The organism is Pantanalinema rosaneae CENA516, from assembly GCF_050753385.1.
GTDB lineage: Bacteria > Cyanobacteriota > Cyanobacteriia > Leptolyngbyales > Leptolyngbyaceae > Pantanalinema > Pantanalinema rosaneae.
In genome coordinates this window covers 11,883-30,584 of sequence record NZ_JBLZFZ010000041.1, presented here as the reverse complement: position 1 = coordinate 30,584, position 18,702 = coordinate 11,883, and the positions used below count along the sequence as shown (strand labels likewise).

The 18,702-nt window shown below is 50.8% G+C and carries 16 protein-coding genes; 6 read left to right on the top strand and 10 right to left on the bottom strand.

From position 1 onward, the window contains the following. Positions 1-234: 234 nt before the first annotated feature. A complete protein-coding gene (locus ACN4EK_RS21355) occupies positions 235-834 on the top strand; it encodes a hypothetical protein (RefSeq protein ID WP_431660224.1) in 600 nt (199 codons plus the stop codon). Between the two features lie 101 nt (positions 835-935). On the opposite strand, the gene ACN4EK_RS21350 is transcribed toward ACN4EK_RS21355, so the two are convergent. From ACN4EK_RS21350 to recN, 8 genes are all read right to left on the bottom strand, one after another. Further along, positions 936-1,478, bottom strand: a complete 543-nt coding sequence (locus tag ACN4EK_RS21350) for a GIY-YIG nuclease family protein (protein ID WP_431660223.1) — start codon at positions 1,476-1,478, stop codon at positions 936-938. Next, complete coding sequence (locus ACN4EK_RS21345) at positions 1,479-1,802, bottom strand: hypothetical protein (protein ID WP_431660222.1); 324 nt, start codon at positions 1,800-1,802, stop codon at positions 1,479-1,481. Positions 1,803-1,860: 58 nt separating this feature from the next. Then, positions 1,861-2,544: a glycerol-3-phosphate 1-O-acyltransferase PlsY gene (gene plsY / locus ACN4EK_RS21340; protein ID WP_431660221.1), complete on the bottom strand. Its 684-nt coding sequence runs from the start codon at positions 2,542-2,544 to the stop codon at positions 1,861-1,863. A gap of 137 nt (positions 2,545-2,681) precedes the next feature. Beyond that, positions 2,682-4,004: a DUF3086 domain-containing protein gene (locus tag ACN4EK_RS21335; RefSeq protein WP_431660220.1), complete on the bottom strand. Its 1,323-nt coding sequence runs from the start codon at positions 4,002-4,004 to the stop codon at positions 2,682-2,684. A gap of 68 nt (positions 4,005-4,072) precedes the next feature. Further along, positions 4,073-4,474: a DUF3119 family protein gene (locus ACN4EK_RS21330; protein WP_431660219.1), complete on the bottom strand. Its 402-nt coding sequence runs from the start codon at positions 4,472-4,474 to the stop codon at positions 4,073-4,075. Between the two features lie 120 nt (positions 4,475-4,594). Continuing rightward, a complete protein-coding gene (locus tag ACN4EK_RS21325) occupies positions 4,595-5,434 on the bottom strand; it encodes an FkbM family methyltransferase (RefSeq protein WP_431660218.1) in 840 nt (279 codons plus the stop codon). 7 nt (positions 5,435-5,441) lie between these two features. After that, positions 5,442-8,135, bottom strand: coding sequence for a GAF domain-containing protein (locus tag ACN4EK_RS21320; RefSeq protein ID WP_431660217.1), 2,694 nt, complete (start codon positions 8,133-8,135; stop codon positions 5,442-5,444). A gap of 402 nt (positions 8,136-8,537) precedes the next feature. Then, positions 8,538-10,535 carry a DNA repair protein RecN gene (gene recN, locus ACN4EK_RS21315; protein WP_431660216.1) on the bottom strand — a complete coding sequence of 666 codons (1,998 nt, stop codon included), beginning with the start codon at positions 10,533-10,535 and terminating at the stop codon, positions 8,538-8,540. Positions 10,536-10,707: 172 nt separating this feature from the next. On the opposite strand from recN, the gene ACN4EK_RS21310 reads away from it, so the two are divergent. Both ACN4EK_RS21310 and ACN4EK_RS21305 read left to right on the top strand, forming a co-directional pair. Continuing rightward, complete coding sequence (locus ACN4EK_RS21310) at positions 10,708-12,567, top strand: tetratricopeptide repeat protein (RefSeq protein WP_431660215.1); 1,860 nt, start codon at positions 10,708-10,710, stop codon at positions 12,565-12,567. A 114-nt stretch (positions 12,568-12,681) separates the two neighbouring features. After that, complete coding sequence (locus ACN4EK_RS21305) at positions 12,682-14,739, top strand: ABC1 kinase family protein (protein ID WP_431660214.1); 2,058 nt, start codon at positions 12,682-12,684, stop codon at positions 14,737-14,739. Between the two features lie 128 nt (positions 14,740-14,867). On the opposite strand, the gene ACN4EK_RS21300 is transcribed toward ACN4EK_RS21305, so the two are convergent. Further along, complete coding sequence (locus tag ACN4EK_RS21300) at positions 14,868-15,098, bottom strand: hypothetical protein (protein ID WP_431660213.1); 231 nt, start codon at positions 15,096-15,098, stop codon at positions 14,868-14,870. A 239-nt stretch (positions 15,099-15,337) separates the two neighbouring features. Here ACN4EK_RS21300 and ACN4EK_RS21295 point away from each other — a divergent pair, with 239 nt between their 5' ends. From ACN4EK_RS21295 to ACN4EK_RS21285, 3 genes are all read left to right on the top strand, one after another. Beyond that, positions 15,338-15,856 (top strand): TolB family protein, encoded by a 519-nt coding sequence (locus ACN4EK_RS21295; protein WP_431660212.1) that lies wholly within the window; start codon positions 15,338-15,340, stop codon positions 15,854-15,856. A gap of 65 nt (positions 15,857-15,921) precedes the next feature. Further along, positions 15,922-16,338 (top strand): hypothetical protein, encoded by a 417-nt coding sequence (locus tag ACN4EK_RS21290; RefSeq protein WP_431660211.1) that lies wholly within the window; start codon positions 15,922-15,924, stop codon positions 16,336-16,338. A 113-nt stretch (positions 16,339-16,451) separates the two neighbouring features. Continuing rightward, the gene (locus tag ACN4EK_RS21285; protein ID WP_431660210.1) at positions 16,452-16,937 is read left to right on the top strand and encodes a hypothetical protein; all 486 of its coding nucleotides are present in this window, start codon (positions 16,452-16,454) and stop codon (positions 16,935-16,937) included. Positions 16,938-17,113: 176 nt separating this feature from the next. On the opposite strand, the gene ACN4EK_RS21280 is transcribed toward ACN4EK_RS21285, so the two are convergent. Then, a complete protein-coding gene (locus ACN4EK_RS21280) occupies positions 17,114-18,691 on the bottom strand; it encodes a GMC oxidoreductase (RefSeq protein ID WP_431660209.1) in 1,578 nt (525 codons plus the stop codon). Positions 18,692-18,702 lie beyond the last annotated feature (11 nt).

The window sequence follows — 18,702 nt, the reverse complement described above, 5'->3', positions numbered from 1 at the left end:
TGCGATTTCTCTGCCCCGCCAAATGGCAAGTCAGCCTTGGTCTGTGGTGGTTTGATTAAGGATTCAAATCAGTCCTACAAGATCTCCTGTAGCCCGATCAGGCAGGAGTCACCTGATTTTCGCCTATAATATTTTCTTAAGGTTTGGGATGGGATGGTAAAGCAGAACTAAATGATGCTTGCAGTCCCATAGATGTCGAGAGCTTAGTGAAGCGCTGTTTAGGAGCAATCCGTCATGACTGTGAACAATACTGCCGATGCTAGCGAACGCGGAGGTAAAAGCCAAAAATCACGTTCTTCCCGGACGGCGAAGGCTGATGCAACAGACGCTCAAGCACCGACTATTGAACCCACAGTAACGGAAAATAGCTCTAAAACAACTGATGGAGAAGCTATGAGCAACGATAACATAGTCAAGATTACCGCTCGTCCCATCTCTGAGGGTGAAACGCCGGAGGAAACGTCTATTCGGCTGCATCAGCCCACTTCAATGGTTTGGAATCGCCCTGTAATGCCGAGTGAGGTAGAAGTGGTGGAAACAATGACAGTAGCCGGTGTGCGCCCGATCGCGGCTAGCCATCTGGAGTTATTTGGTTCGTTCTTAAATGGTCGTCCAATTGAAGCTAGCCATCTCACAGTGAGAGGCACTTTGCCTGGTGATCGTCCCATCTTCAACAGTCCAGTTCACCTGGTTGAAGGTCTGATGCTCCCTGGCGATCGTCCGATTATGGTCAGTGATCCTCAGTTGATGCAAGGTTCGATGCTGCCCGGCAATCGTCCGATTGCCTCCAATGACATCGACGATCCAGCCAGCCTGATGGGTTACATTGACTAACTTGATGGCATCCAGTGGTTTAGTATCGGAAATTTAATTAAATACACGTTATGTTGTAGCCGCTAGATTCTATGGGATTTTCGCGGCTACATTCCTGGTGATTATTTGAGATCGAGAAGTCCAGTTTCTTTCAGCTTGGGATTAAACCGAATGTCGGTTTTGACTCCTCGTGCCTGTAATTCCTCTAACAGCCCCGCCTCTACTCGCCGGGCAGCTTGCTTGAGCACCTTAATTTGTGCCATTTCATCGATCGAGGCCTGATAGCTGGCTTGTTCATCCGGGTTCATCAACCCTTTCACGGCGATCGGCTGGCTCCAGGCAGCTTCCTCGGCGGCATTCCCGTGAGGAACACCACCATTCTCAGTGATCCAGGCTTGTCGAATATCTTCTAATAGGGTGCGACTGGGGCGATCGATCGTTTGTACCTTCAGCCAATAGCAATATTGGGGGCGACGTACCAGATGCTGTTTCAGGCTGAGGTAGACATCACGGGAATAGCCAATATATTGCAAGCCCTTGCCTTGATCAAAAATGGCATAGACCCCGACCTTGCCTTGAAATTGTTCTGGCAACTGCCCATGCACATCAATGTAGGGGAGAAAGTCCAGGCTAGCGAGAGTAGGGAGCTCAGTGTCAGAAGTCATCTAGTTTACTCGGCGGTACACGGCACAAAGACGATTGGGCTGGAAAATTTTTGCCTGGAACATGAAGTTTGGCGGCACATTAATGATGATGTGATCTGCCGACGCATGGTACGCCTCAAATTCCGGTGGCATCCCTTTGGGTGTCGCTGTACTGTAGGGAACGGGCTGAAATAATAGCTCCGTAAATTCGATCTGCGACCAGTTTACCTGCTGCGCTACCTGCTGAAGAAACGCTTCTCCAGTTAATAACGCAAATAAAGCGGCTTTCGCCTCTGGCTGAAGGGTAAAGCTGCCGTCAAAATGCTCGATAATTTTCAGTCCCATGAGATCCAGTAGGGGGAAAGGGTAGTGCTGTCGCGGCGATCGTCTCCAGTCCAGTGACTTATGACTGCGAGGGTGGGCTGGCTTCTGGTACGGCTTGTCCAATCCGGGGTTCCGTACCGGCCAGCAGTCGTTGAATATTCGATCGATGGCGCAGAATCACATACACCCCCCCTGCCAGTCCAAACAGCAGATAGGGTAGGGGTTGATTCATGGCAACCATGAGACCCGACACCGCGATCGCACCCACCATTGAACTGAGCGACACAATTCGGGTGACAGCCAGTACCAGCAAAAAAACGCCGAAGGTGCCCAGCCCAACCATCCAGTTTAAAGTCAGCAGCACTCCCAAACTGGTTGCCACCGACTTGCCGCCCGTGAAGTTGAGGAAGATGGATTTGCTATGTCCCAGTACCACCCACAGACCAGCGAGGGTCGCCATCCAGGGTAGCCATGTCGCGAAATCAGTATCACTGGGAGCTAGCGATCGTACACTTTCCAGGGTATACAGCCATTTCACCAGAGCGATCGCCGCGACTCCTTTTAAGATATCAGTCAATAGCACTATGAAGGCGGGGACTTTTCCCAATGTCCGCAAGACATTGGTGGCTCCCGTCGAACCAGAGCCATGCTCTCGGATATCAATGCCCTTCAGTAACCGTCCTGCCCAGTAGCCCGGTGGAATTGAGCCGAGCAGATAGGCAACGAGTAACAGAAACCCATTCAGGGTAAGCCAGAGAGCCATAGATCCCGCCAGTTAGAGTGAAGAACGAACCACCTGGAAAGTATGATCTCGCGATCGTCCTGCGATCGCAAATCAGCGACAGGCTACTAGCATTATCCCGGTTTTCGCTACCCACTCCAATCACTCTCACTGGCTAATTAATAGCTATAGGAGGAATAACTTGGGGTTTGCGGGTTGGGGGCAAATGCCAACCAGAGGGGGAATTGCAGCATTGAGAGACTAATTTGATCCTCGGTTTCATCGACCAGGATCAGGGGCATAAAGCCATCTTTCACCAGACGATCGGCTTTCTGAGCTAATACCTCAGGATCTTCAAATAATGCCACCCCTCGATCAGGTCCAAAGTCGCTGCGGGTAACGCCCAGACAATCCTGTAGTCCACGCCGCCACTCCCCTAACCGTTCGGGAGACTGTGCCAACACCAGCACTCGGAGCCGATCTTCGTAGAGTGACCACAGGACAGAGACGATCGCCGAAGCAATCAAAATATTCTGGAGCCGACTACCCATTGTCCGAATCGCACCCCGTCCGCCCTGAGTAAAAAACCAATTCGACACGCGTTCGGCATGAACCGGTTCAAAGGTGCGGCGTAACTGCCAAGCGGGGCCGTAGTAATCGGGGCGATTACGGTATTGATCCAATAAGCTGCGAATGAGTTTGGTTTGATCCTGAAAACTTTGCTCAGCAAACTTAGGACTGCCGGATTTAGAGGATGCTACTTCCGTCACAATAGTGGGTGGCTCAACGACTTTACCGGGTTTTGGCAAATCGAGTTGTTCTGCGGTCAGCGCCAGATCCTGAAGACTGCCGACCAGGTAATCTTTGAAACTTTGCACCCGAATGGCTAGATCTTGCGAGACTCCGGCAAAGGTGGTACGCATTTCGGTGCGAATTCGTTCTTGCCGCCGTTCCAATTGTTCCACGCTGATCTGGAGTTCTTGCTTGCGTTTCTCCAACTCACGTAACCCGGATTGCACCATATTGCCGATCGTCATCTGAGTGGCAGTCATTTGCTCGCGCATCTGTGCCAGATCTGTCTGCGATCGGGCAATTTCCTGTTTCAAGGCCTGTTCCTGTTGCTGTAACTCAGCCACTCGTTGTTCCAAAACTGGAATTAAGGTGAGATGACCCAGTTGGGCATTTGGCTGAGGCTCACCAGACTGTTCGATCGCAGCGGTACAGTCTTCTTCACGCAATACCTCTGCCGAAGCGGCTTGAATTCCCAACGGAGTTTCAGCCTCCGATCGTTCTGTTTCTGTTGTCATGATGTCTACCCCTGATAGCTCCGCCGGAGCGGGTTCTGCCAGCATCGCTTCCGCTGGACTGGACTGTTCCCGCAAATGGTCTGCCACTGAAGCGTCGGCAACGGGTGACAGCGCAGAGTTGTCAGTCGGCAGGTCAGCAAAAGTGGCGGCTGAATTATCCATTGGGTCTTCGGTAGGGAATGCGGCTGAAGTCATAACCAGGTGATTCGTGATTAGTAAGCAATCTCAATTAGAACGTGCAGCATCCACTATGCTGCCCACCGTTAAGCGGAGGGTCGGCTGGTGGGACACCGGGCTTCTAAGCAACGGCGTAGCATGGTTGGATCAAACAAAATTGGCACAAAGTGAATACTTTTGATCTCTTTGAAATAAAACAGGATTGGGATAGGCGACCAAAAAATTTCCCAGTTTTGCCAATCCTGGTAGGGGAAGCGGCGGATTAAGGTGTCGCCTCGGTAAACATCCAGATCGGTTGGAGTAAAGCGTAACCGCAGGGTGACCGTTTGCAGTAGGAGAAACGCACCAAACAGCCCGATCGCGCCACTGAGCCAAACCTGGACGAATAACAACGGAATTGCCAAGCCAATCAGCGCGATCGCTAAGGTATAGCTGGGAGCTAGTTCGATCGTATCGGTGGTAGATGGAGAGGACGCAGAAGCTGTCATGGCGGGGGCAAGGGTTCACATTTGTTTACCACTCTATTCTATCGGCTTGGGTCTATTGCAGTAATTTGTTGCAGTGGAACGAAACCGTGAGTTGGTTTAGAGTGACGACGTGACCGTTGGTTACTGTTCGGTGAGGCGATTGAGGTAGGTAATTTGGCGATCGCTGTGGGTTTGGTGATCGACATGCTCTAAGGCTAGGGCACAGAGATCAAAAGAGCCGTATAGGTCATGCATGATCAGAGCAATCTTTAACAATTGTGCTGGGGTACGATCGGCGAATGCAGTGAATTTTTTCACGTAGACCGCGTCACCCCACAGGAGTTGATTTAAGCCGGTAAAGATGTCGTTGTTGACGATTAAGGGTTTAAAGGTGCGGTGAATTAATGGCTTTAATGAATGAAGGTAAAACCCATGTGCTCGTAAGGTTTGATCTAATTCGGCAAACAGCGGCTGATCCTGATAAAACGGTACAAATTGCACTTCCGTGTGGATCACTAAAATGGTTTGTAACCGCCGTGTCGCATGATTCAGGATTGCCAGTTCCCCACCTTGCACATCTAATTTGAGATAGTCGATCGCCGTAATTTCGCGAACATCATCCAACCGATAGGTAGATACAGGTTCCTGGCGGATGATTTGACTCCACTGATCAAACCCATAAAAATGCTCCAGGATTTCGTGATCGGGAGTCAATAGAGAAGTCATGCCGGGAGCCTGACAAATATTTAAGATACCGTCCTGCCCGTCCCCGATCGCGTAGGGTAGCACCGTGACCCCTGGGGCAGGATGCGTCAGTAATTTTTGATATTCCTCAGGATTCGGTTCAAAGCTGACCACGCGGGCTTTGCCGATAGAGAGCAAGGCTTGGTAAGGTGGCTCGCCATCGATCGGGCTGGCTCCGACATCAACCACATCAATGGGGGGAATGTCGGTGAATAGCTGACTCAGCGAAAAACCCATAAATTGCTTACTTTTCGGTCAGAGCCCAAGAACCATCCCAATCATCAGTAGGGGGATTTTGGAGCCAATATTGGCAGCGATCCATGTGCAGGAGCGCCGCTTTATCTTGACTGTCAATATCTTCTAGGATAGCTGCAAACTCGTTAAGGGCTTTACGGAACTTGCGATCGCGGTAATAGTGCAAGCCTGCGTGATAAAGCTGAATTTTTTGTTTGAGTTCAGACCCAATATCCACTGATTTCAATTCCACTAGTTCATAAATCGCGACAGGCTTGGTTTTGCCTTTGACCTTAATGTAATCGAGTTCTCGTACCCACACGCGATCGGCACAGGGTTTGTAGGTGTTCTCGCTAATCACGATGTCGGTGCCGTACTGTTTGCTGGCACTTTCCAGGCGGGAACCCAGGTTAACTCCATCTCCGATCGCCGTGAACTCCATGCGTTTACTAGAGCCAATATTGCCACTAATCACTTCATCGGAGTTAATGCCAATCCCGATCCGGATCGGAGCATAATTTTGACGGATACGCTCCTCATTAAACGCGGCTAACCGATGCCGCATTGCGATCGCGGTCTGAACAGCTTTCCATTCGTGATCCTCTAACGGCAGGGGCGAACCAAACACCGCCATAATGGCATCGCCAATATATTTATCCAGGGTGCCTTCGTAGGTAAAGACCGCATCCACCATCGATTCAAAATACTTGTTCAGCATTTCGACGACTTCTTCCGCCGTCAGGCTTTCGGTAATCGTGGTGTAGCTGCGGATATCCGAGAACAGTACCGAAACCTTCTTGCGATCGCCCCCCATCTTGGCCGCATCAGGGTTTTCAAACAACTGTTTAGCAACGGCCTCACTCATATAGCGGGACATGGTATTTTTTAGCCGTTTCTCAGCGCTGACATCTTCCATCACCACCAGCGCTCCGGAGACTTTCGTCATATCATTGGCATCACTGATGGTGTTAATCGAGAGATTGATGCTGTGTTGCTCGATCCCTTTGACGGACTGAAGGGTTTGATCTGGGTAGTATTGGTGGCGGCTCTTATCATCCCTTGCCTCCAGCGCCATATTAAACCAGCGACTAAAATCACTTTTCTCGAGCTGAATTAACTCCCGCACCGGTTGGGTTTCCAGCGGATCAGTCTCCTCCAGCCCAAGCAATTTTTTGGCACTTTCATTCGCCGCAATAATGTTGCCGTTTTGATCGGTAGAGATGACCCCATTGGAGAGCGATCGCAGAATATCGCGTTGCATCTGCTCCTGCTGCTTCACGGTTTGGAACAATTTGGCATTCTTCAGTGCTACCCCCGCCTGAATATTAAATGCCTCCATAAATTCCTGGTCACTGCGGTTGAAACTGGCTTTCCAACATTCGGGAGCGTGGGGCCAATTTGCGGGATCGTAGGGAGGATACTCACCCTGTTTCTTTTTATTGACTAATTGGGTGACACCAATCAGTTCCCCATCCGCCAGAACCGGCATACATAACAAGCTACAGGTGCGATAGCCACTACTTTGATCGGTTTTTTTGGCCGTCTCGGCTCCCTCCAGTTCATACAGGTCAAACGGGATATTGAGAACTTCTCCAGAGGCGGCAGCTTGTCCGGCGAATCCCACTCCAATCGGAATCCGTAATTCCTTCAAGGAACCATCGGCAATCACAATCTTTGTCCAAATTTCATTGCGATCGCGATCAATCAGCCAGAGGGTACTGCGATCGGCGTTCATTAGTTGTTTCGCCTCTTCCATCACCCGTTTCAGAGTTTCATCCAGGTCGAGGCTACTCTTACTGAGGGATTCGGTGGCTTTAATCAGAGCATTAGCCGCCCGTTGCTTTTGCGTCGCAACATAGAAGGATTTGGAAGATTCCAGAATCAGCCGAATTGAGGGAGCAAATTCTCGGAAAACATCCTCATCATCACTGGTAAAGCCTGCCAGATCAATCTTTTCATCCAGGGGAGCAGTCGGGTCGGACTTGGGTTTTAGCTTATTAATCAGTTGCACAACTGCTACCAGGGCACCCTCTTCATTCAGCAGGGGCATCGCCAGCATGGTGTAGGTGCGATAGTTATTCTTTTTATCTAACTCTTTAGCAGCGCCCGATCGCGGGTCATCATAGAAATCATAGGCAATATTGACTACGCGCTTCCAGGTTGCGACTTCACCAGCAATTCCCTTATCTGCCGGAATCCGAATTTCAACGGTACCGCCCCCTTTACCTTGAGCAATGGTCGTATATAGTTCGTTCTTTTCTTCGTCAATCAAGAAAATGGTGGCGCGATCGGCATTCAGCAGTTCACCCGTTTTAAAGGTGATTGAACTTAACATTTCTTCTAACACCGCATCAAACCCCTGCATATCCAGCATGGATAGGGTTTGATTCACCACCTTTAACTTATCTTCGACATCACTGACGACTTCCTTGAAGGTATCTTTCTTCAACGGTGCCAGGAAGGAAGAGAAACTGCCCTTTTCCCCAGTAGAGTTAACCAGCGCGCCGCCCCGCCCAGAATCATGACGGCGGGTAGGTTCAGGGCTAGATGAACGCTCTGGCTGCGTATCAATTACCACATCCACGTCAACCGTCTGGATACTTGACACCGATTGCCCACCGGTCATCTTAACGGTCTTGTGAGACACCTCGGTGACAGAATCTCGCTGATTTTGCTCAGGCAGATGCGACGATGGGGCTGTCATAAGTAGTTACAGGGGATAAAAGTTAAGCAGTACAGGAAAAGGGGAATCCAGGCAAGACCTATTGAGCAGGAATCGCAACTAGGGAAGATGACAACTTAAACCATAGATCCAAGGTTGGAGAGTTGTAGGGTCTGCCTAAGAGCCTAGCTGAAAACTTATCAAACTGAATCCGTCATTCACGATCATTCTGTCGCCGAAAACCATCCACTCTAGGATGATTTTGGCATTATGACCTGAAAGATATGTACCTTTTTCTACCATTATTTGCCGGAAATGAGGGTATCGTCTCCTACGTCAGAGTTCCCACCCCCCAAAAAAATCTGTTGCTGCCCCAAAAAATTTCACAATTTTCCAAGTTGCACCTGAAGGAACGATCGCAGACTATCTGGTTTTACAACAACTTCAGGCTTTTTTCGAGGACTTTGGCGATCGTCGCCCTTTTGCTTTGGTCGAGCCGTCTTTTGGGGTTGATTTGCCATTGGGAGTTTCAGTCTGTCCTTGGCGTAGCACGGCTGCCTGAGTGAGCAGCGATTCAGCAAACGCATAGGCGGCTGCATCCGTGGTATGCGCGACGGTATCGGACTGACCGCCAGCCAATTGTGCCAGTTCTTCCCGGCGTTGTTCCGGATCGAGGGGGGTGATCCGCACGACAGTTCGGACTTCGGCGGCAGGCGGATCCGTGGGGGTATGCCCATTGGCATCGGGATTCCCTGCCTTAGATTTGGCGCGTTTGGTCATTGAGGTTACTTTCGGGTGAGGCTCCGTCCCAATTACTTGCTTGCTCACCCGGAAATGCTGGTCTGCCATCGCTGCCACGATCGGCTGGTGGGTCACACATAAAACCTGGTGATGCTGGCTGAGTTGATAGAGTTTTTCTGCGATCGCCTGACTCACCCGACCAGAAACCCCGACATCAATTTCGTCAAATACCAAAGTACCGACGGGATCGACTTGAGAAAAGCTGGCTTGCAACGCTAACAGGAAACGGCTCATTTCCCCGCCAGAGGCAATCTCGGTCAGGGGTTGCAACGGTTCACCGGGATTGGGGCTAAACAGAAATGTCACTTGATCCGCGCCATACGCCGACGGTGGGCAAGCACTCAAGTGTGCCTGGAATTGCACCTTATCCATCGCTAACGGTTTGAGTTCTGCCACTAACCGATTTTCTAAGGCTTGGGCAGCTACCTGGCGCAGATGCGTGAGTTCAGTACATACCTGGATCAGGGTCTTATGGCACTGCTGCATCGTGAGTTCCAGTTCTTCCAGGGATTGTCCGCCACCCGTTAAAGCATGAAGTTCGTCTTGCAGCCGATCGCGCAGGTTGATCGCGTCTGCCAGGGTGGGGCCATATTTGCGGCAGACTTGCTTTAGCTCTGCCATCCGACTTTGAACTTCCTGTAACCGTTGGGGATCGGCTTCAATGCTGTCGCCATAGGTATTAATTTCTCGTCCCGCTTCATAGACCTGGGCGAGGGCGGCACTGACTAAATCCAAAATTGGTTGGAGTTGGGGATCATACTCCACCATGTCTTGCAGGGTATTTTCCGCTTCTCCCAGCAAATCGGCACAGGCAGGCGCGCCACTATCGTTTTGATAGAGTGCCTGGTAAACCTGATAGCTTTGTTGTTGCAAATCAACACTATGATTCAGGCGTTTCGCCTCTTGTTCCAGTTGATCTAACTCATCAGCTTCGGTCAGGTGGGCGGCGTTGAGCTCCCGCAATTGGTACTCGAATAGATCCAGTTGCTGTAACCGCTCTTGTTCCGCCCGTCGCCGTTTGTCTAATGCCTGGGTTGCCTGTTGGTAGGTCTGAAACGCGATCGCTACCTGTTGGCGGTGATGAATGACTTGATCGCCGCCGTAGCTATCCAGCCATTCCCGTTGTAAAGCGGGTTGCCCAATTTGAACGGTTTGTCCCTGAGCGGTGATCTCTACCAGCCGATCGCGGACATGCTCCATTTGCTGTTTGTTGACCAGCACCCCATTAATCCGGGAGCGATTGCGCTGACTGGTGCCACTGGGGATAATTTCGCGGCTACAGACGATCGTGCCATCGGCTTCAATCTGCTGCTGCTGTAACCATTGCGTTAATTCGGGGTCAATCCGAAAGGTGGCTTCCACCAGTGCCCGATCGGCTCCCGTCCGAATTACTCGGCTGGTGACTTTGCCGCCCAACGCTGCATCGATCGCATCCAGCACGATCGATTTTCCGGCACCCGTTTCGCCAGTCAGTACCGTTAATCCTTTGCCTAACTCCAGATCCAGGTGGTCAACCAAAGCAAAATTTTCAATGCGGAGCGCAAGCAACATGGGGCTAATGGAGTAGGGTAGGGTGTAGAGATGCTCCAGTTCCGATCGGGGGGCATCTGTACGCGCGGGCAGGCAGTTAGTTGCTAACACTTTTAAACTACTATCCCAACGAGAAGTTGACCTACCCAATAGTACCTCTGTTTCATTGCTGCCGACACTACCCGAGTAATTCTGTTACCAATCAATCGGGCTAATTTGAAGATAGTTTGCGACAGTGGCAGGGTTCAAACGCCTTGCGGTAGAGTTCGGCTTCATTTCTTGTATGAATAACGTTTCCCAAGCGATACAGGCAGCCTTTCAAGCCTATCAGTCCAGCAAGTTGGTAGAGGCAGAATGGTTGTGTCAGACGGTGCTTCAGCAGCAACCGAACCATATCTCTGCCCTGTTTTTGTCGGGGGCGATCGCTCAACAAACGGGACGGTTAGACACCGCGATCGTCCATTACCAAACCGTCATCACTCTAGATCCCAGCCATTTTGAAGCTCACAACAATCTGGCGATCGCCTTACAAGATCGGGGAGACTGGGATGCTGCTGCAATTCATTTTCGGCATTCAGTGGAATTAAATCCGCACCATGCCCCGACACACTTTAACTGGGGCAATTTACTCTTAAAACAACAGGATTACTACGGCGCGATCGCCCATTACCAACAGGCAATCCAGTTAAAACCAAACTATGCCAGAGCCTATAACAATCTCGGCAATGCGTTAAAACAGTTAGGACAATGGGATGCCGCCCAGACTGAATTTCAGCAGGCGATCGCCCTTGATCCGAACTATGCCGAACCGTATAACAATTTAGGCAGTTTGCTCCAAGAACAAGGTCAGCTAGAAGCGGCGATGCTATGGTATGAACGCTTTATTGACCTGCAACCGCAAAATGCTAGTGGCTACTATAACCTAGCCAGTCTTTGGGAAGCATTGGAACGACCGGAAGCCGCGATCGCCACGTATGAGCAAGCGTTAGCGCTCCATCCCGACCAACCGGAAGCCCATAATAACCTGGGAATTCTGCTTCAGAATCAGGCGCACACTGAAACGGCGATCGCGCATTTTCACCAGGCGATCGCGCTTAAACCCGAGTTTGCCGATGCCTATAACAATTTAGGTATTGCTTTTCAGCAACAAAACCAACTTGATCAGGCAATCTCCCAGTACCAACAGGCGATTCATCTAAATGCGAATTTTGCTGAAGCCCATCTCAACCTGGGTATGGCGTTCTTAGCCGCAGGAGATTGGCAATCCGGTTGGGCAGAATATGAGTGGCGCTGGTACTGTAACGGTGGTCAACCCCGATCGCTGCCAAAACCTCAATGGCAAGGCTCCGATCTGCAAGGCAAAACGATTTTGATCCATACAGAACAAGGATTAGGGGATTCGATCCAATTCCTCCGGTTTGTGCCGCTGTTAGCCGAACGGGGGGCTAAGGTGATCGTCGAATGTCAACCCGAACTCGATCGCTTATTTCAAACGGTGGCTGGAGTGACCCAGGTGATTCCGGCGGGAGATCCTTTGCCAGAGTACGATCTGCACTGTCCGTTACTCAGCCTGCCGTACCAACTCGGTATCACCTTAGCGAACCTGCCAACGGATATTCCCTATCTGGCTGGGGCTGAATTGCCACCGACCCAACTACCCGACACTCACTTCAACGTGGGCATTGTGTGGGCTGGTAGCCATCGCAAACCCCACCGGGCTTTATGGACCTATCGGATGAAATCCTGTTCCTTATCTACCATGATGCCGTTGGCAGCAGTGGAGCAGGTGCAACTCTATAGTCTGCAAGTTGGATTTCACGCCACAGATATAACTGAAGGCGGATTAATTCAGCCGATTACCGACTTAAGCTCCCTATTAACGGACTTTGCTGCCACCGCCGCGATCGTCGCCCAACTCGATTTAGTCATTAGTGTTGATACGGCTGTTGCTCATTTAGCGGGTGCATTAGGGAAACCCGTCTGGGTGCTGTTACCCTATGCCGCCGATTGGCGCTGGCTGCTCGATCGCGAGGATAGTCCCTGGTATCCCACCATGCGCTTATTCCGGCAATCAACTCCTGGGGATTGGCAGGGTGTGATCCAACGGGTCATCACGGCTTTAAGGGCGGTTGCCCAGACTTGAACCAGGGTAGGGTCTACAGTGTAGGGTGGAAGGGAATCTGTCCGCGATCGAGGTTCGCTTGTTACAATACTTAATATTACGGTCTAAGCTTCTCCCCTAACCCCCATCACCCCCATGAATGTCAACACTGCACCGCCGATTTCCTCCACCTCCCGGAGTTACCGTCCCGGCATGACCCCGGACGAGATTGCCGTTTCAGAATTGGATCCGCCGATCGACTCCAGGGCTACGATCGAGGGTGAAGTGTTATCTGGGGCAGTGCCCTCACTCAAATACGCCCAGTTACCTGCCGCCGAGGACAATCCCGCTTTACGCTACAACGCGGAAGAGATTTCTGCTTACTACAACCAGCGTCCCTTCCAAGTGTGGTGGCGCATCGTCCAAATTTTTCTTCCCTTCATCGGCTTTGGCTTGACCTGGTGGTGGAACCGGCGCACCGGACTGACGGAAGCCAAGCAACGGCGGCAGGCGATTCGGTTGCGAGAACTGTTGACCAATCTGGGACCCGCTTTCATTAAGGTAGGACAGGCATTATCGACTCGACCTGATTTAGTGCCGCCTCTGTATCTGGAAGAACTGACCAAACTGCAAGACCAGTTACCTGCTTTTGACAATGCGATCGCCTTCCAATTCATTCAAGAAGAATTAGGTAGCCCTCCAGATGAGATCTATGCCGAGTTGACGGACTTCCCGATCGCGGCAGCCTCCCTGGGGCAAGTGTATCGGGGCAAACTCAAAACTGGGGAAGAGGTGGCAGTCAAGGTGCAGCGTCCCGGACTGGCCCAGGCGGTGACATTAGACATGTATATCCTGCGGCAAATGGCGGCGTTAGCCATGCGGCGGATCAAGCAAATTCGCAGTGATCTGGTCGGGATCATGGATGAGTTTGCCAGTCGCATTTTTGAAGAGATGGACTACGAGCAAGAAGGTCGGAATGCCGAACGCTTTGCTCAACTCTATGGTCACATGCGCGATGTCTATGTGCCCCGGATTTATTGGCAGTACACGGGCCGACGAGTGTTGACAATGGAGTGGATTACGGGAACGAAGCTGACCCAACCGGAAGCGATTCGAGCCCAGGGGATTGATGCCAGTTATCTGCTGGATGTGGGGGTGCAGTGTTCCCTGCGGCAATTGTTGGAATATGGTTTTTTCCATGCCGATCCCCATCCTGGGAATTTGCTGGCGACTCCGGATGGCAAACTAGCCTATCTCGACTTTGGCATGATGAGTGAGATCAAGCCCCATCAACGCTATGGACTGATTGAAGCGATCGTCCATCTCGTCAACCGCGACTTTGAAGGCTTGGCGAGGGATTATGTCAATCTGGAATTCCTCACACCGGATACCGATCTCACCCCAATTATTCCGGCGTTTGCGGAAGTGTTTAGTGATGCTTTAGGGGCAACGGTGGCTGAGATCAACATCAAAAGCATTACCGATAAGCTGTCGGCATTGATGTATGAATATCCCTTCCGAGTGCCAGCGTACTATGCCTTGATTATTCGATCGCTGGTGACGCTAGAAGGGATTGCGATCAATGTGGAGCCGGACTTTAAGGTTCTGAGTAAAGCTTATCCCTATGTCTCCAAACGGTTGCTGACCGATCCCGCTCCCCAACTGCGTACTTCGTTACGTGATCTCCTGTTCAAGGATGGCAGTTTCCGCTGGAATCGCCTGGAAAATCTGCTGCGGAATGCCCGGAATAGCAGTGACTACGATTTAGGACAGGTTGTGGATCAAACCGTGGATTATTTGTTCTCGGAACGGGGTGAACTGATTCGCACCTATCTGGTCAATGAAATTGTGGTGGGGCTGGATGCGATCGGGTTAAGTGTATGGCAAACCGCGACCTCCGCGATCGGGGAATGGGTGGGCTTAACGGTCAGCCATCCGGCAATTCCCCCGGCTACTGAGAAAAATCTGGATCATATCAAGCGAATTTGGGGGATTCTACAAGAAACCCGTGGGTTTGATCCGACGAAAATTTTGCCGGTTCTGCCCCGCCTGTTCCTAAAACCAGAGACGCACCAGATGGGACAGCAAATCGCGGAAGGATTGGCACAACGGGTTCTCGCGCGGTTAATTCGGGAATTTCTGCTGACTGATGAACCGGAGCTATCGGCAACCCTGGAAGTAACTCCACCTCGGCTGACGGCGATCGAGCGGTAGTTCAGCGCCCAGATGCGGATTGCCAATAAAAACCCCGTGTAACCGGGGCTGCATTTGATATTCAGGAGCGTAACAAACCGAAAGTTTGGCAGTCGTGTATGGAGTGGGTGGGGACAGCCAATCGAGATCTAATTCGCCGGATTCACCTGCTGTTCTGCCCGACTTAATACCTTTTCTTGGAGCGCGTCTGCCTCCTGGCGGAGTTGAGCCACCTGTTCCCGGACTTGCTCATTTAAGCCGGTGCCTGTTTCTGTCGTGGCAACTTCTGCTTCCGCCCGACTTAAAACGTTCTCATGTAAATGCTCTTTGTCCTGACGTTGTTGGACAACCTGTTCTCGGAGAGGATCGGTGGTATTCATACGCGATTTTTTAATCCAAGTTCTAAGTATCTATACTGTTCAGCTTCTCATTTAGGCAGAGAAATGTCGTAGACTATACAGATTTTTTTAGAATCGTGATAACTCGTTACACCAGATGCCGATTTGCGATCGTCCTCCTGACTGTCAATCAACGATTTATCAAACCTGGCATGATTGCGTAACCTGCGTGTTAACGTGAGGGGGCAATATTTCCTTCATGTTACTAATCGGGTCTGGCTGTGAGACTGCGTACGATTCTGGGGTTAGTTTTGGCAGGATGTTTGGGGGGGTGTGGTGGCTCTCGCCTGATTACCTTTCCCTATGATCCCAGTGGCCGCAGTTTGAATAGTCCCTTTGGGGAGGTGACACCTCGAATTGCTGGACGGTATATTGTGTTTTCCTCCGATCGCCGGGGTAGCCAGGACATTTATTTGTATGACATGGTGGATCAAACTCTGGTGGAGCTACCGGGGCTAAATGCGATCGATACTCTGGAGTCGAATCCGGCGGTATCGGAGAATGGTCGCTTCATCGTGTTTGCTGGAAATCGGCAGGGGCAGTCTGGGATTTATCTCTACGATCGCAATACCCGCCAACTGCGTAACTTAACGGAAAATCTGCGGGCAGCAGTACGCAATCCCGTGATCAGTGCGGATGGCAATGTGATTGCCTTTGAAGCTAGTGTGAATGGACAATGGGATATTCTGCTGTATAACCGCATGGGTCAACCGATCAATGGAGTCAATCCGTCGCGGTGATGCTTCAGAAACAGCCTGGGAGCAATGGGTAGTTGCTAGTACGAGTTCCTAAGGATAGAACCCTTATGCTGAAACAGTTATTTGCGATCGCGGCATTCTCTTTATTGTTGTTAGCTCCAACTCCAGTGCTGGCGCAATCGGTTCCGGTTGCCGATAGCACTGGTGACTTTTCGCGTCGCACCAGTCATGAAAAATGGATTGTGGTCGATGATGATGCCAATGGCTTAAATTGCCGGTGGTCATCTGCCATGCCAACCGAGTGGTACGCTCCGGATGCCAAATATCCCCGCATGAATGTTCGAGAATGGAGCGTCGTTCGCCGGTTTCCTTACAACACCGTCTTAGTTGCCAACATGACTCCCGCTGGCATGGTGACGCTGCTGGATGAATCCAACAAACCCTGGCTGAAAGTGACGATCGGTGACAATGACCAAATTTGCCTCGTCCGCGCCAACAGTAGTTTTATTCGACCGTTACGTTAGGCTGAATCAGCAAGCAGACTGCTTAAGTTTGAGGATACTTTTTAGGTGCATTTGTGATGCATTGCATAATCAAGGGCATCCTATTTTTAGCTGCGGTTTATGGATATGCATTTATGCGGTTTGAAGTTGTAGAATCCAGCGTTTTAAGAGTCTTTAAAGTACCAATTCAGGAGCTGGCTGGTTTAGCTGATCACTACTACCTTGCTGAAACTCCGGGGCTTTCTAATTCATTAGGTTGGGGCCCAAATGGTCTTGAGTTGAGAGGAGTGGTTAAAATCACGTCTCAGGAATCTGAGCGAGTACAGAAATTCATGTCAGTAGCCCAGTACAATATTTCTGTTAATAATTGTGAGCATTTTGCTAATTATGTGCTCTATGGAATTAATCTTTTCTCTCAACAATATACCTGGTGGAAATGTTTCGGAGCAGAGGTGATTAGCCTTTTACAACCAGTGCAAACAATAGGAGGCAATTACAACAGTTTTACGAGGCAGCAAGTTGCAGAAGTGCTAAATGAAAATTTGAGACAGGCAAAGATCGAAAAAGCTAACCAAGAACAAATCGAGTTTTGGAAGTCTAGAGGCATTGATGTCAGCTAAGGTTGAATGTCACTGAAATAACAATCCGAACTGCCCCCCAACCCCCAATTTTGGGGGAGCCGAACCTCAAAGTCCCGCAGAATTGGGGGATTTAGGGGGCGATTAAAGTTAAGTGTATCTTTAAGTCAGTGCCGTTCAGCTAAGGTTCAGCTCTCTACTCACAAGAATGGGAGATGTTATTTCAAGCGATCGCGCAAGTGATCGCCAACCCGTAGGGCATTCGCCATGATGGTTAAGGCTGGGCTAACTCCGGCATTCGAGGGGAAAAAGCTGCCATCGACGACGTACAGATTATCGACATCATGAGTGCGGCAGTTGAGATCAAGCACTGAGGTGGCAGGATCTTCGCCAAACCGACAGGTGCCACATTGATTGGCAACCACCTGGATCGGTTCGTCACTGCGAGGATAGAAGCCACGGCGGAGGGCGGTATGTTCAGCGCTTTTGTCCACCGCTTTCAGCACTTCAGTCCAGCGATACACCAGGCGATCGTGGGCATCCGTGTTGTTAGGGGTGTAGTCCAAATACAACTTGTCGCCAACCACTCGTACCTGATTCTTGGCATCGGGTAGATCTTCGGTTTGCAGCCACCAGCCCGTCGCATGGGTCGCCAGTTGGCGCAAACTAAATCCCGGCATCAGACGAGACACGATCGAGAGTAAGGGTGGTGCTTCCCCCGGAATCATTTCCTGGTGAATTTTACCCGTGTTTTGGATGTGTCCCATCGGGTAAGGATAACCCGGTTCTCCCCAGTAGAAATCATTCACGGCGATCGTCTTGGGATAGACCGAGGGATTGGCGGTCGGACTGATCTGCACCACGGCACTGATCAAGTGCTTCATGAAGTTGCGTCCCACCTGCGAAGAACTATTTGCCAGTCCATGCGGATGTTTATCATTCGTCGATCGCAGCAATAACGCGGCTGAGTTGACGGCTCCACACGCCACCACAAATAGGTGTCCGGAGAATAGGTAACGCTGCCCGTTCACCTCTGCCTGAACGGCTTTTACCTCTCGTCCAGATTCATTCGTGTGCAGATATAACACTTTCGCATTCGTTTTCAACGTGACATTGGGATAGTCCAGTGCCGGACGAATGCCCGTAATCTCTGCGTCCGCTTTGGCATGAACTTTGCAGGGATAGCCATCGCAGGTATCACACCGAATACAGGTACTTTGGTCGCGATCGGCTTCATTCAGTTTCAGGGCTAACGGCAGGTGAAAGGGATGGAGTCCTTGGGACGCGATCGACTGACAAATCTCCTGCATCCGGGGTTCGTGACTAATCGGCGGACACTCGTAGCCACTACTGTGATGCGGCTCGGTTGGGTCGCTTTCAGGCTGACCCCCATGCACCTGATATAACCGCTCTGCTTCTGTGTAGTACGGTTCAAAGTCGGCATATTTCAGACCCCAGGCTGGCGAAACGCCGTTCTGATGTTTCACCTCCTCAAAGTCGCGCTCCCGCATCCGCAGTAAGGCGGCACCATAGACTTTGGTATTCCCACCGACGCAGTAATTGGTTTGCGGTCGAAATGGCTCTCCAGCATTGTCAAACCATTGTTCATTTGGGTGGTAGCGCTCTTTGCGAAACACCTCCGTCGTGTCCCAGTTTTCGGCTTCCTGGGGCAGAAAGCCACCTCGTTCCAGGATCAAAATCTTTTTACCTGTGGCGGCAAGTTTGTGTGCCAGGGTTCCACCACCTGCACCAGTACCAATAATGATGAGGTCGTAGTGTTGATCATCAATAATCATGGAGGCTGTCC